The 13,589-nt window shown below is 62.5% G+C and carries 13 protein-coding genes, 2 tRNA genes and 1 pseudogene; 9 read left to right on the top strand and 7 right to left on the bottom strand.

The genetic code is table 11. The features are described 5' to 3' along the window. Window positions 1-4 precede the first annotated feature (4 nt). Window positions 5-2,182 (top strand): RNA degradosome polyphosphate kinase, encoded by a 2,178-nt coding sequence (locus FGL95_RS05005; protein WP_169585044.1) that lies wholly within the window; start codon window positions 5-7, stop codon window positions 2,180-2,182. Between the two features lie 24 nt (window positions 2,183-2,206). Further along, on the top strand, window positions 2,207-3,136 hold the full coding sequence (locus tag FGL95_RS05010; RefSeq protein WP_169585045.1) for an NUDIX domain-containing protein: 930 nt from the start codon (window positions 2,207-2,209) through the stop codon (window positions 3,134-3,136). Window positions 3,137-3,209: 73 nt separating this feature from the next. On the opposite strand, the gene FGL95_RS05015 is transcribed toward FGL95_RS05010, so the two are convergent. From FGL95_RS05015 to leuC, 3 genes are all read right to left on the bottom strand, one after another. Beyond that, window positions 3,210-3,872, bottom strand: a complete 663-nt coding sequence (locus tag FGL95_RS05015) for an HU family DNA-binding protein (protein WP_169585046.1) — start codon at window positions 3,870-3,872, stop codon at window positions 3,210-3,212. Window positions 3,873-4,009: 137 nt separating this feature from the next. Next, window positions 4,010-4,639 (bottom strand): 3-isopropylmalate dehydratase small subunit, encoded by a 630-nt coding sequence (leuD, locus tag FGL95_RS05020; RefSeq protein WP_169585047.1) that lies wholly within the window; start codon window positions 4,637-4,639, stop codon window positions 4,010-4,012. A 29-nt stretch (window positions 4,640-4,668) separates the two neighbouring features. Further along, a complete protein-coding gene (leuC, locus tag FGL95_RS05025) occupies window positions 4,669-6,093 on the bottom strand; it encodes a 3-isopropylmalate dehydratase large subunit (protein ID WP_206071435.1) in 1,425 nt (474 codons plus the stop codon). Between the two features lie 62 nt (window positions 6,094-6,155). Between leuC and FGL95_RS05030 the strand changes: the two genes are divergently transcribed. The 4 genes from FGL95_RS05030 to dacB all read left to right on the top strand — a co-directional run bounded on the left by FGL95_RS05030 (window position 6,156) and on the right by dacB (window position 9,202). Further along, window positions 6,156-6,857, top strand: coding sequence for an IclR family transcriptional regulator (locus tag FGL95_RS05030; RefSeq protein ID WP_169585049.1), 702 nt, complete (start codon window positions 6,156-6,158; stop codon window positions 6,855-6,857). Between the two features lie 9 nt (window positions 6,858-6,866). Continuing rightward, the gene (locus tag FGL95_RS05035; protein ID WP_169585050.1) at window positions 6,867-7,382 is read left to right on the top strand and encodes a pyridoxamine 5'-phosphate oxidase family protein; all 516 of its coding nucleotides are present in this window, start codon (window positions 6,867-6,869) and stop codon (window positions 7,380-7,382) included. Between the two features lie 58 nt (window positions 7,383-7,440). After that, entirely contained in the window at window positions 7,441-7,608 is a 168-nt protein-coding gene (locus tag FGL95_RS05040) for a DUF5302 domain-containing protein (protein WP_169585051.1), read from the top strand. A gap of 88 nt (window positions 7,609-7,696) precedes the next feature. Continuing rightward, the gene (gene dacB / locus FGL95_RS05045; protein WP_169585052.1) at window positions 7,697-9,202 is read left to right on the top strand and encodes a D-alanyl-D-alanine carboxypeptidase/D-alanyl-D-alanine endopeptidase; all 1,506 of its coding nucleotides are present in this window, start codon (window positions 7,697-7,699) and stop codon (window positions 9,200-9,202) included. Between the two features lie 25 nt (window positions 9,203-9,227). Here the strand turns inward: dacB and FGL95_RS05050 are convergent, their stop codons facing one another. Next, window positions 9,228-9,557, bottom strand: a complete 330-nt coding sequence (locus FGL95_RS05050) for a hypothetical protein (protein WP_169585053.1) — start codon at window positions 9,555-9,557, stop codon at window positions 9,228-9,230. Between the two features lie 328 nt (window positions 9,558-9,885). Between FGL95_RS05050 and FGL95_RS05055 the strand changes: the two are divergent. Next, a pseudogene (locus FGL95_RS05055) lies at window positions 9,886-10,604 on the top strand (transposase); the annotation flags it as partial. A 25-nt stretch (window positions 10,605-10,629) separates the two neighbouring features. Next, window positions 10,630-11,040: a VOC family protein gene (locus FGL95_RS05060; RefSeq protein ID WP_169585054.1), complete on the top strand. Its 411-nt coding sequence runs from the start codon at window positions 10,630-10,632 to the stop codon at window positions 11,038-11,040. 273 nt (window positions 11,041-11,313) lie between these two features. On the opposite strand, the gene FGL95_RS05065 is transcribed toward FGL95_RS05060, so the two are convergent. After that, window positions 11,314-12,351: a hypothetical protein gene (locus FGL95_RS05065; RefSeq protein ID WP_169585055.1), complete on the bottom strand. Its 1,038-nt coding sequence runs from the start codon at window positions 12,349-12,351 to the stop codon at window positions 11,314-11,316. A 319-nt stretch (window positions 12,352-12,670) separates the two neighbouring features. Here FGL95_RS05065 and FGL95_RS05070 point away from each other — a divergent pair, with 319 nt between their 5' ends. Then, the gene (locus tag FGL95_RS05070) at window positions 12,671-13,135 is read left to right on the top strand and encodes a hypothetical protein (RefSeq protein WP_169585056.1); all 465 of its coding nucleotides are present in this window, start codon (window positions 12,671-12,673) and stop codon (window positions 13,133-13,135) included. 184 nt (window positions 13,136-13,319) lie between these two features. On the opposite strand, the gene FGL95_RS05075 is transcribed toward FGL95_RS05070, so the two are convergent. After that, window positions 13,320-13,392, bottom strand: a tRNA-Glu gene (locus tag FGL95_RS05075). Between the two features lie 69 nt (window positions 13,393-13,461). Then, window positions 13,462-13,533: transfer RNA gene (locus FGL95_RS05080), tRNA-Gln, on the bottom strand. Window positions 13,534-13,589: the final 56 nt, after the last annotated feature.

The raw sequence follows: 13,589 nt of genomic DNA on the forward strand, positions 1-13,589 counted from the left end.
TGACGTGAGCACTCCGGAGAAAATCGGTCAGCAACTGGAAAACGGCCGGACAGGGGACGCGCCACCGTCGATCCCGACAGCGCCGCCTGCCGCCACGCAGGCAATCGACGTCAACACCGTCGGCCTACCTGAAGATCGCTACCTCAATCGTGAATTGAGTTGGCTGGACTTCAATTCGCGCGTCCTCGCGCTCGCCGAAGATGCGTCGCTTCCGCTGTTGGAACGCGCGAAATTTCTCGCCATTTTCGCCTCGAATCTGGACGAGTTCTACATGGTCCGTGTGGCAGGCCTCAAGCGCCGCGACGAGACCGGACTGTCGGTGCGGTCTGCCGACGGGCTGTCTCCGCGAGAGCAATTGAAGATCATCAACAGTCGGACCCAGGAGATCTCGAACAAACACGCGCGCGTGTTCATGGAACAGATCCTTCCCGAATTGGCTGCCGAGGGAATCGCGATCATCCGCTGGTCGGATCTGAACGATCAAGAGCGCGAACGGTTGTCGGCGTACTTCCACGAGCAGGTCTTCCCGGTATTGACCCCGCTTGCGGTCGATCCAGCGCACCCGTTCCCCTACATCAGCGGACTGAGCCTCAACCTCGCAGTCACCGTGAAGGACTACAACACCGGCGGTGAGCACTTCGCGCGCGTCAAGGTCCCCGACAACGTCGAACGATTCGTCCGCGTCAAGCGCGGCGAAGGGCCGACCGCCATCGCCGCGTTCCTGCCGATGGAAGAGTTGATCTCCGCTCACCTCAATGTCCTCTTTCCGGGCATGGAAATCGCTGAGAGCCATGCTTTCCGGATCACGCGTAACGCCGACTTCGAAGTCGAAGAAGATCGCGACGAGGATCTCTTGCAGGCACTGGAACGTGAGCTCGCGCGCCGCCGGTTCGGCTCGCCCGTGCGGCTCGAGATCGCTGACGACATGACCGAGCACATGCTCGAAGTCCTGCTGCGCGAACTCGATGTCGATCCGGGCGACGTCATCCAGGTCAGCGGACTGCTCGACCTCTCATGCCTGTGGCAGGTCTACGGCGTCGACCGACCTTCGCTCAAAGACAAGCCCTTCGTGCCTGCAACGCATCCCGCATTCGGCGAGCGCGAGACGCCGAAGAGCATCTTCGCCATGCTGCGCGAAGGCGATGTGCTCGTTCACCATCCATACGATTCGTTCTCCACCAGCGTGCAGCGATTCATCGAACAGGCCGCCGCCGACCCGCAGGTGCTCGCTATCAAGCAGACCCTCTACCGCACCTCCGGTGACTCCCCGATCGTCAACGCGCTCATCGACGCCGCCGAGGCGGGCAAGCAGGTGGTCGCGCTCGTCGAGATCAAGGCACGATTCGACGAGCAGGCAAACATCAAGTGGGCCAGAGCACTCGAGCAAGCAGGCGTGCACGTCGTCTACGGCCTCGTCGGCCTCAAGACGCACTGCAAGACCTGTCTTGTCGTACGGCGTGAGGGCGCGACAATCCGCCGGTACTGCCACATCGGCACCGGCAACTACAACCCGAAAACTGCGCGACTCTACGAGGACGTCGGGTTGTTCAGCGCCGCACCGGAAATCGGCGCGGACCTCACCGACCTGTTCAACTCGCTGACCGGATATTCGCGCAAGGAGCAATACCGCAACCTTCTCGTTGCGCCGTACGGTGTTCGGCGCGGCATCATCGAGCGGATCCATGGCGAGATCGAGCACAAGAAGGCGGGCCGCGACGCCCGTATTCGGTTGAAGGCCAACGCACTCGTCGACGAGCAGGTTATCGACGCGCTGTACCGGGCGTCGCAAGCCGGGGTCGAGGTCCAGGTCGTCGTGCGCGGCATCTGCGCACTCAAACCCGGCGTCGAGGGGCTGAGCGAGCGCATCGAAGTCCGTTCCATTCTCGGCCGATTCCTGGAGCATTCGCGAGTACTGCACTTCCAGGGTTCCGACGAATACTGGATCGGCAGTGCGGACATGATGCACCGCAACCTCGACCGCCGAGTGGAAGTGATGGCCCAGGTGAAGGATCCGAGACTCGCCACGCAACTGGGCGAGATCTTCGATTCGGCGCTCGACCCGACGACGCGGTGCTGGGTGCTCCAGAGCGACGGGAGCTGGGTTGCCTCACCGGCCAGGGGTGAGCAGGTCCGTGAGCATCAGGAAGCGATGATGCAGCAGAGGCGATCGACCGCGTCGTAGGTTATAGGCTCGGGGAGGAAGTCTGTGAGTTCAGCGCTCGAAAGTCCCAGCAAGACCGCGATATTAGCGGCCGGCGCCATTCTGTGGCGACGTCCGCAGAAGGGCACCGAGCTCGAGATCGCACTCATTCATCGCCCGCGGTACAACGATTGGTCGTTTCCCAAAGGCAAAGTCGAACAGGGTGAGACGACGATCGTCGCCGCGGTCCGCGAGGTCGCCGAGGAGACGGGGATGACGTGCCTGCTGGGTCGCCATCTCGACCGAGTGGCCTATCCGGTACCGGGTAGTCGACGGCGCAAGCGGGTCGACTATTGGGCGGCCGAATCGATCGGTGGCGAATTCGAGCCGAACCGAGAAGTCGATGTGCTGCGCTGGGTTCCGGTTTCGCAGGTGCTCGACAATATTTCGTATCCCATCGATCGCAGGGTGATGCGTAGGTTCATGGCGCGGCCGGTGGATACCAAGACGGTCCTCGTTGTTCGGCACGCCAAAGCCGGGCGCAGCTCGCGCTACAAGGGCGACGACACGCTGCGACCGCTCGACAAGTCGGGCGAACTCCAAGCGCTCGCACTTGTGCCGCAAATGCTCGCTTTCGGCGCGACGCATATACATTCGGCAGACCGCGTCCGATGCACACAAACGGTCGAACCGCTGGCGCACATGCTCGATGCGAATATTCGACTCGAGCCGACCTTGTCGGAAGAGAGTTATGCGTCCGATCCTGGCGCGGGGCGAAACCGCGCGCGCAAGATCGCCGGAAAGAATGGCATCCGTGTAATTTGCAGTCAGGGCAAGGTAATACCCGATTTGTTGAAGTGGTGGGCCGACCAGGACGGCGTGCGATTGCCGCCGGCCCGAAATCGGAAAGCCAGTATGTGGGTCCTGTCGTTGCACGATGGTCGCCTCGTAGCCGTCGACCACATCGACACGCCACTCCCACCGAAACTTACCTAGCCGTCGAACAGGAATACGCCCTCCCTGCAATTGCAGGGAGGGCGTATTGCCGTATTCGGAACCCTTTTGGGGGCTACTTCTTTGCTGCGCGCTTTGCCGGAGCCTTCTTGGCGGGCGCGGCTGTCTTCTTGGCGGCCGTCGTCTTGGCCGGTGCCTTGGCGGCGACGGTCTTCTTGGCCGCTGTGGCCTTCGCAGGCGCCTTGGCTGGAGTTGCCTTGCGAGCAGTGGTCTTTGCGGGCGCCTTCTTTGCGGCAGTCGTCTTGGCTGCAGTCTTGGCAGGCGCCTTGGCAGCGGTCTTCTTGGCCGCTGTGGCCTTCGTAGCGGCCTTGGCAGGCGCAGCCTTGGCTGCGGTCGTCTTACGGGCCGTGGTCTTCGCGGGGGCCTTCTTGGCTGCACCCCTCGTTGCCGGCACGGACGCCGCTCCGCGCTTGACGGCAGGGCCGCTGGACGGCAGCTTCTGCTTTCCGGCAATTACGGCCTTGAATTGCGCGCCGGGACGGAACGCGGGAACCGAAGTGGGCTTTACCTTTACGGTCTCGCCCGTCCGGGGATTACGAGCAACTCTGGCCGCGCGCTTGCGTTGTTCGAATACGCCGAATCCGGTGATCGTGACGCTCTGACCCTTGTGCACTGCGCGCACAATGATGTCCACAACGTTCTCGACTGCCTCGGTTGCCGTACGCCGATCCGCCCCAAGCTTCTCGGTCAGAACGTCGATGAGTTCCGCCTTGTTCATTGAAATTCCTCCGCAAACTAATGGGTCCATCGTTGGACCGACTGGTTATACGGTAAACAACAAAACCACAAGAGTCTATGTGCCAGGGCATTTTTCATTAAAAATGACCTGTTTCGCAAAGCTACCGATCAAACGATTCAGCCTTCGAAGTCGGTGCTCTCAGGTGTCGAAACTCGCGCCGGAAGTGTCGTGGGTTTCCAAGACGGCCTTGACTTTTCGAACTCAGAAATGGCTTCTACCTGCCGAAACGTCAATCCGATGTCGTCCAAACCCTCCAGCAGACGCCATCGCGTGTAGTCGTCAATGTCAAAGGGCAGCACCGTTGTTCCGGCCGAAACTGTTCGCTCACGAAGGTCCACAACTAATTCCAGACCGGGCTGACTTTCGAGGAGTTTCCAGAGCAGTTCGACGTCGGATTGCTCCATCAACGCCGCCAGAAGGCCCGCTTTGCCCGCGTTGCCGCGGAAGATGTCGCCGAATCGAGACGAGATGACGACCCGAAATCCGAAGTCCGACAGCGCCCAAACTGCGTGCTCCCGTGAGGATCCGGTGCCGAAGTCTGGACCAGCGACCAGAACGCTGCCTTTGTCGTACGGCGGGACGTTGAGAATGAAGTTCGAGTCGTTGCGCCAGGCGGCGAACAGGCCGTCCTCGAAACCCGTACGGCTCACCCGCTTTAGGAATACAGCGGGGATGATCTGGTCGGTGTCGACGTTCGAACGGCGCAGCGGGACACCAATTCCCCTATGCAAGGTAAAGGATTCCATCGGTAACTCCTATCAGTCCAGGGCGTTGGTCAGTCGAGATCGGCGGGCGAAGAGAGCGTTCCGCGCACTGCGGTCGCGGCAGCAACGAGCGGCGAAACCAGGTGCGTGCGCCCGCCTTTGCCTTGGCGGCCTTCGAAGTTTCGATTCGAAGTCGATGCACACCGTTGGCCTGGGGACAGCTGGTCCGGGTTCATGCCGAGGCACATCGAGCAGCCGGCCTGGCGCCATTCCGCCCCCGCCCCGGTGAATATCGCACCGAGACCCTCTTTCTCGGCCTGCGCGCGCACGCGCATCGAGCCTGGTACCACCAGCATGCGAACACCGTCGGCGACGCGTCGACCCTTCAAGACGCTCGCAACGGCGCGCAGATCTTCGATCCGGCCGTTGGTGCACGAACCTACGAAGACGGTGTCGACCGCGATGTCGCGCAGCGGCGTTCCCGGCTGCAAGTCCATGTACCGCAAGGCCTTTTCGGTCGCCGAGCGCTCGCCCTCGTCGACGATCAGCTCCGGGTCAGGAACCGAGTCGGCAAGCGGTGCACCCTGTCCGGGGTTGGTTCCCCACGTCACGAACGGGGTCAAGGCGGCGGCGTCGATGTGGACTTCGGCGTCGAAAACGGCGTCCTCGTCGGTCACCAATTCGCTCCAAGCCGCCACTGCCGCATCCCATTCCGCACCTGCCGGGGCATGCGGCCTGCCCTTCAGGAAGGCGTACGTCGTCTCGTCCGGCGCAATCATTCCGGCGCGGGCACCCGCCTCGATCGACATGTTGCAGATCGTCATCCGCGCTTCCATCGACATATTGCGAATTGCCGATCCGCGGTATTCGAGGACGTAGCCCTGCCCACCACCGGTCCCAATCTTCGCAATTACGGCAAGAATCAGATCTTTACTCGTCACGCCCGGACCTAATTCGCCGTCCACAGTGATCGCCATTGTTTTGAACGGGCGCAATGACAATGTCTGCGTCGCCAGCACATGCTCGACCTCGCTCGTGCCGATTCCCATCGCCAGAGCACCGAATGCGCCGTGCGTCGAGGTGTGACTGTCGCCGCAGACGACCGTCGTCCCCGGCTGCGTCAGCCCCAGTTGCGGGCCGACGACGTGCACGATGCCCTGATCGAGATCGCCCATCGGATGCAGCCTGACACCGAACTCCTCGCAATTACGACGAAGCGTTTCGACCTGAGTTCGCGAGACCGGGTCCGCGATCGGCTTGTCGATATCGATCGTCGGGACGTTGTGGTCCTCGGTCGCGATGGTGAGGTCCGGCCGGCGCACCGGGCGGCCGGCAAGCCGGAGACCGTCGAACGCCTGCGGACTTGTCACCTCGTGCACGAGGTGCAGGTCGATGTAGATGAGGTCCGGCTCCTGCGCGTCGCCGGTACCCGAACCTTTGGCAACAACGTGTGAGTCCCAAACCTTTTCCGCCAGTGTGCGGGGCTTGTCAGCCATCTTCTCCACCTCATCGAGTCTGTTTGCTACGATCCCAGTATGCGAGACGCTAGTATCGGTACATGAGACAGCATAGCGGCATCGGAGTCTTGGACAAAGCCGTCGCGGTCCTGCACGCGGTCGCCGAGGGGCCATGCAATCTGAGTGAGCTCTGCAACAAGACGGGGATGCCGCGCGCAACTGCGCATCGCCTGGCGGTGGGCCTCGAGGTGCACCGCCTCCTTGCGCGCGACGCCGACGGTCTGTGGCGACCGGGTCCGGCGCTGTCCGAGCTTGCGGCAAGCGCGAACGACACCCTCGTCGACGCCGCTGGAGCGGTACTCCCCCGACTCCGCGAAATCACCGGCGAGAGCGTGCAGTTGTACCGCCGCGAGGGGTCTATTCGGGTCTGCGTCGCGTCGATGGAGCCGCCAACGGGGCTGCGCGACACAGTCCTGGTCGGGGCCCGTCTTCCCATGACCGCCGGCTCCGGCGCCAAAGTCTTACTCGCGTGGGCGGATACAGCGACCCAACGGATGATTCTGCCCGAAACCACCTTCAGCGAACGCACGCTGTTGGAGATCCGCCGCCGCGGCTGGGCACAGAGCGCGGGTGAGCGTGAGCCCGGCGTCGCGAGCGTGTCGGCCCCGGTGCGCGATTCGAGCGGGAACGTCATTGCTGCCGTGTCGGTTTCGGGACCGATCGACCGGATGGGCCGGCGGCCCGGCGCACGGTGGGCGGCAGACCTGTTGGCTGCGGCGGAGGCGCTCCACAAGCGGTTGTAGGGTGGCGCGATGGGCGTCAATCAGCGTGCACAGATCGTCATGTCGGACGACGAGGTTCGCGAATTTCTCGAACAGAGCCGCGTCGTCACCATCGCCACCAACGGTCCGAGCGGCACTCCGCATCTGGTTGCCATGTGGTACGCCCTCATCGACGGTGAGATCTGGTTCGAAACCAAGGCGAAATCGCAGAAGGTCGTGAACTTGCGACGCGACGACCGCATCACCTGCCACGTCGAGGCCGGCTACAGCTACGACCAACTCCGAGGCGTGTCGATCGAAGGGCACGCCGAGGTGATCGAAGATCAGGACCTCATCTTCGAAGTCGGAAAAGGTGTGTGGGAGCGCTACACCGGGCCCTACACCGAGGAGATGCGCCCTGCCGTCGAAGCAATGATCAGCAAACGGGTGGCAGTTCGAGTGCGCCCGCACCGGGTACGGTCCTGGGATCACCGGAAGCTGGGCTACCCCGACATGCCGGTGAGCGGAACGACAGCTCAGTACATCGAACAACCGAAATTGTCGTGACCTTTCGAACCGGTCACGCTACGTTCTTCAGATATAAGTCGCGACGGAAGGGCGGACCATGACGGATTCCGAGAATGACGACGTAAAGCGAAAGTTCCGCGAGGCCCTCGAGAAGAAGAACACCAAGAACGCTCCTACTGCGGACCACAAAGACGGTCGCTCCAAGATCCACGGCGCCCACGGTCCGGTCGAGCACAAGCGCGAATTCAGGCGCAAGAGCGGGTAACCGACACGCAGCCAAGACCCCCCGACCACGCTCATGGTCGGGGGGTCTTTCGCGTAGCGTCGACATCCATCCGAATGGAAGGTTGACCATGTCTTCGCGGCTGATCGGTTCGATCGCCATGTCCAGCGTCGCGGTCCTCGTAGCCTGCGGGTCGGACGAGTCGGCGTCGCCCGGCGACTTGCCCGCAGACGCGCTCACGGTGGTGAACTCTGCGCCGTTCGCGCACGGGTCGTGGCAGTGGGATGCCGTAGAACTAGGCAGCGGCAAGATCCTCTATGCGAAGGATGAGAACGAACTCAACTTCCTCGGCTCGACGACGAAGTTGTTCACGGCCGGAACATATTTCGACGAGTTCGGTGCAGATTCGACGCTCGAGACCCCCGTCTTTGCCGTCGGCGCGCGCAACGGTGCGACGCTGCAAGGTGACCTGGTCCTTGTCGGGGCGGGCGATTTCATCCTCGGCAGCCGAGGTGTGCTCGATGGGGATCTGCAGTACATCGATCCTGACGATCACATCTATGCCTACGCAATCCCGACCTCGCAACCCGTGAAAGCCGACCCACTCGCCGGACTAGACAAGCTCGCCAAAGAAGTTGTTGCGAAAGGCATTACCTCGATCGAGGGCGATGTACTCGTCAACGACAAGCTCTGGGAGCCGGATGAGACCAAAGAAGGCGTGCTGACGTCGATCATGGTCAACGACAACCCCCTCGACATCCTCGTCGATCCGGGTGCGAAGGCGGGCGATCCGATCACGATGACCACGCGCCCGCAGACCGGGTTCTACGACGTGGTCAACCAGGCCGTAACGAGCGCGGCCGGAAGCGAATTCACGGCGACCGCCACACTCGGAGCAGGAAACCGCGTCGTCGTGAGTGGCAACATGCCGATCGGCTCCAAGCAGCTCGACCTGACGGTCTACGCGCCCGATCCCGCGGCCTATGCCCGAGCTCTGTTCATCGAGGCGCTCCGTCGCGCCGGATTGGCTGTGAATACCCCTTTGGACAAAACCACCGGCACCCTCCCCTCGGACAGCGCTTACACCGACAAGGTCGCGTCGCTCACGTCCCCACCGACCAGCACCCTCGTCAAACTCGTGACCAAGATCAGTCACAACCGAGGCGCGGAGACGCTGCTGTGCCTCCTCGCGAAAAAGGCGGGCTCACGCGACTGCGACGACGGGCTGACGACCATCATCGGCAAGTTCGCCAACGCCGACATCGAGCCCGGAACCGTCGAGATCTACGACGGCGAAGGCTCGGACCCGGCGTCGGCCACCCCCGCGGCGATGGTTCGGTGGCTCACCTGGATCCAGAACCAGCCGTGGGGAGCGAAGCTCAAAGAAGGACTCCCGGACATCAACCATGACGGCAAGATTCTGGTCAAGAGCGGATTGAGTGCGCGTCCCAACGTCGGAGCGATGCACTCGATGTTCGTCGCCGCCGGTCAAGCTGGTTACATGACCACCGCTAGCGGCAAGGAGGTAGTCGTGGCGTTCTACGCCCTCAACGGCACGTATGCCACATTCGAAGAAGGGATCGACGCCTTCCCGGCCACTGCGAAGGTGCTTACCGCGATTCAGAAGGCCGAATAATGAGAAAGGCTGCCTGACCGATTGGTCAGAGCGCACTACTGCGAGGGGAATGTATGGGAAAGCGCGTAATGATCTTTGTTTTGGCCGCATCGGCGTTGAGTTCGGCTGCGTGTGGAAGCAGTGGAGACGCAAAAGATGCGGACCCAATCCCGCCGAGCCAGTCGGTCTCGACGCCGGCAACGGCGTCCTCGACGTTGGCACCGGCGTCCTCGACATCGGCTCCAGATGCCGTCTCGACCACTGCCGTGTCGACCACTGAAACGCCGCAGGCCGGTACAACAACGAGCGCGATCCCGGACGCTTCGGGAAAGTCCGCGAAATTCTTGCAGGCCTGCAACGAGGTCCTGCCGTTCATCAAGCAGCTGAGCGAAATCCCTGGCTCTGATATCGCCGGCACGATCGAGGAATTTGTCGTTCACGTTCAAACGCGTCCTGAATGGCCCAATACAAGCGCAACCGACCAGCGCGACACAATCGCCGGTATTCGTGCCGCCGCTGACGGAGAGTGCTGAGCGACAGCACAAAAAGAAGCTCCCTGACCGAGATCGGTCAGGGAGCTTTCGTTGTAGCCCCGACGGGATTCGAACCCGCGCTACCGCCTTGAGAGGGCGTCCAAAGGTGCTGGCAGAGCCCTCAAAACCATGCTGGCCTGCATGCTATCCGCTTCGTATTCGGATTCACCTGGGGACAAGTACGTCACGGTGATCACCGACCTCACCGGGATCATCCGCGACGGCACCGGACCCGCACGCCTGCTGGACATGGTCAAGGGACGGTCCAAGCAGGCGCTCAAGACCTGGCTCGCCGACCGCCCCGAGGCCTGGCGCGACGCGGTCGAGGTGGTCGCGGTGATGGATCCATTCCATGGGGTGCGCTTGGCCGGCGACGCGCTGGACCAGTGCCGGCGTCTGGTTCAGCAGGCCGGCCACGGCCACCGGGGACGCAAGGACGACCCGCTCTACAAGTCGCGGCGCACGCTGCACACCGGTGCTGATCTGCTCACCGAGAAACAGAAGACCCGCCTCTCCGCGCTGTTCGCCGACGACCACCTTGTCGAGGTCGAAGCCACCTGGGGCATCTATCAGCGGATGATCGCCGCCTACCGTGAGCCCGACCGGGCGAAGGGACGAGAGTTGATGGTCAAGCTCATCGGGTCTGTCAGCGCTGGCGTGCCGAAGGCCCTCACCGAGATCATCACCTGGGCCGCACATTGAAGAAGCGAGGAGCCGACGTACTGGCCTACTTCGACCGGCCCGGCACCTCCAACGGCCCGACCGAGGCGATCAACGGCCGGCTCGAGCACCTCCGCGGCTCCGCCCTCGGGTTCCGCAACCTGACGAACTACATCGCCAGATCACTCCTCGAGTCCGGCGGGTTCAGGCCGCAACTACACCCCTCAAGTGGGATGAGCCCTCTATCGTCGGTCCATGACCACTCGACTGAACCCCTACCTCAGCTTCGCGGGTGATGCCTCGGCCGCTCTGGCGTTCTACCAGGACGTGTTCGGCGGCGATCTCACGATCAACCACTTCGGCGACTTCGGCACCGACGACCACGGCATGGGCGACAAGGTCATGCACGGCCAGCTGGAAACAGCGTCTGGCCTCACGCTGATGGCCGCCGACATGCTGCCGGGCGAGACGTTGCGGCCCGGGAACAACCTCGCGGTCAGCCTCGGCGGGGACGACACCGAGGTGCTGCGCGGCTACTGGCAGGCGCTGTCGGACGGAGGGACCGTGACGGTCGAGCTGGCCACCCAGCCTTGGGGCGACGAGTTCGGGATGTGCGTCGACCGGTTCGGGACCTCGTGGCTGGTCAACATCGCCGGGGGCGGCTGACCTACCCGATCCGCGCTGCGCCCGGTCGGCGATGCCGCGGCCGGCGGCAGTCCCCTTGCGCTCGATCCTCGTCACCGGCGGCTTCAGACGCCACCTACACCCTCGATTGGGATGAGCCCCAATACTTGCGCTCGGCCGGGAAATTCGTACTTTGGAGGCAATTCATGCGCAGGGTTCGGTCGATTACGACGACATGGATACACCGCAACGATCCGCCCTTGTTCCGGCTCGGCGACGTACTTCGACTAGTCGAACGTCGGAACCAGTAAGAAGTTAGTCACCGATCCGTTTGTAGGTGAGGTCGGCGGTCGTCATTCCGGGGCAATCGCCCTGGTAGTCGGTGGTTGATAGCCCGTGCAAGGAGGGGGTTGGTGAGCCAGCGTCAGGGGTGACTTCGATGGTGATAATGCTGTCGACGGTTCCTGCGACTGGGCAATTCTGACGTTCGGCACTGTATTTTCGTTCGAAGGTGCCGTCTCGGTATGCGAACACCCCGTATCCGGCATCGCCCCGGTCGACAGTGGCCAGGCACAACGATCCATCTCGTGTGCATTGTGTCGTCACACGAATTTCGAGGGTGCTGCGTTTCCCGATCGGCTGTCCCGGTCCGCTGGCAACCACCCGGGTTTCTTCGTATCGCCCATGCCACTGCAACGCAGGCGAGTCTGTCACCGCCGCAGCTGTATCAGTCACCGTCAAGGGTGCAGTTCCGGCTGGAACATCGCCGGTACGAGTGAGCGTGATGTCCGACTGTAACTTCCGTTGGCAGGTCCCGCCACGCAGAACGTCAATGGTGCCGGACAGTTTCGCGACCGGACCGGCTGCGGGGTCGTCGGGTGTCAATCGAGTTGTGTGGATGGCAGCCCACTTTTCGTCGGCCGGTTTACCGGTGGTGTTGAGCGTGCAGCCGACATCTGCTGCGGTAACCGAGCGGAGCCAGGCGCCGTCGGTGAACACAAACTCCATGTGATCTCGGTTGAGGTTCGTCTTATTATCGGGCGTGCTCGATTGCGCCACCGCGACACACTCGTTTGCGTTGTTTCCTGGGCACTTCGATTGCACGATCCAGGTTAGGGAGAAGGTTTCCGGCTGTTCGGCCGGCGGCTTGCCATCGATCAGGCGATTCACCCCCTGCACGGAGTAGGTGCCCGAGAAGTCGGACCCGGCGACAACTGTGGTGGACGGGGACACCGGCTTGGCTTCACTGCCGGAATCGTCCGAACATCCGACACCCGTGACAACGAAAGCCGTTGCAGCAGCACAGGTACCCAACCTTCGGCCGAACGTCAACTGATGCCGTGAAGAATTCATCCCAGTGTCCCCTTTGGGTGATATTCCCGACTTGTCAGGAACGGTACGCCGGGGACCGGCCGACCGCGCTCGGTTTGTGCGCGGAAGATCGAGCTCCCAATGAAATGCTCTTCGATTGTTTGGATTGACCGCGACGATCCGCCGGTGTTCCCACTCGGGGGTGCTGCGGCTTGCGGAGCGCGTAGAGGCACATCAGAAGCAGCACAAAGCAATTCGTCCAATCGTTGCGCTCAGGAAGTGTTGTATTCGAGCAGACGTACTGGCATCGCACCGACAGCAAAGAGAAGGCGAGTGGGCGCAAGCTTGGCTCGACGGGAAGTTGAGCCACACGCCGTCGACCCGGTACCGCTATCAAGGGATTGTCGACAAACACATCGTCGGCCGCTGGGAGTCGGTCACAATCGGCGCCGTCGAGTTCGTCGACGTGCAGGCATGGCTGACCGAACTCGCTGAGACACAATCCACAGCATCGGTCACGAGGATTCATCGCGTCATGTCGCGGATCCTCGACCTCGCCGTGCGCGACAAACGGGTCCCAAGTAATCCGGCCCACAAAGCGAGCCTGCCCCGCGTCGCGCACAAGAAGGGCCGATACCTCACCGCGGCCCAGGTGGAAGAGCTCGCGACGAAAGCCGACAGCTGGGGCGTACTGGTGCTCTTTCTCGCCTACACGGGCCTTCCACTCCCGTTTCCTCGCCGGCGATCGAGCGGGAAAGCCGTTGCGGTCGAGGGTGGCCCGCGAGCAGTGGTTCGACCAGGCCGTCATCGACGCGGGCTGTCCTGAAGACTTCACGCCGCACGAGCTGCGGCATACCGCGGCGTCGTTGGCTGTCTCAGCAGGCGCGTCGGTGAAGGGCGTTCATCGCCCTGGATACCGTTCGATTGAATGTGGGCAAAATGTGGGCGGGCGCCGATGTGGCGCAAAAGGAAAAGCTCCCTGACCGAGATCGGTCAGGGAGCTTTCGTTGTAGCCCCGACGGGATTCGAACCCGCGCTACCGCCTTGAGAGGGCGGCGTCCTAGGCCGCTAGACGACGGGGCCAAGAACTTTTTCCATGAAGCTCAGCAAGCTTAGCTGCCAGTGATTCGGCAACCAAATCCGTTGAACTTGCTGGGGTACCAGGACTCGAACCTAGAATGGCGGTACCAGAAACCGCTGTGTTGCCAATTACACCATACCCCAAAGGCCCTGTTTCGGGCCGAAGAAGAGGGTACCAAACAGCACCCCGGAAACCGCAA

Origin of the sequence: Antrihabitans stalactiti, assembly GCF_012932915.1 — a bacterium.
In the GTDB taxonomy this organism is placed as follows: Bacteria; Actinomycetota; Actinomycetes; order Mycobacteriales; family Mycobacteriaceae; genus Antrihabitans; species Antrihabitans stalactiti.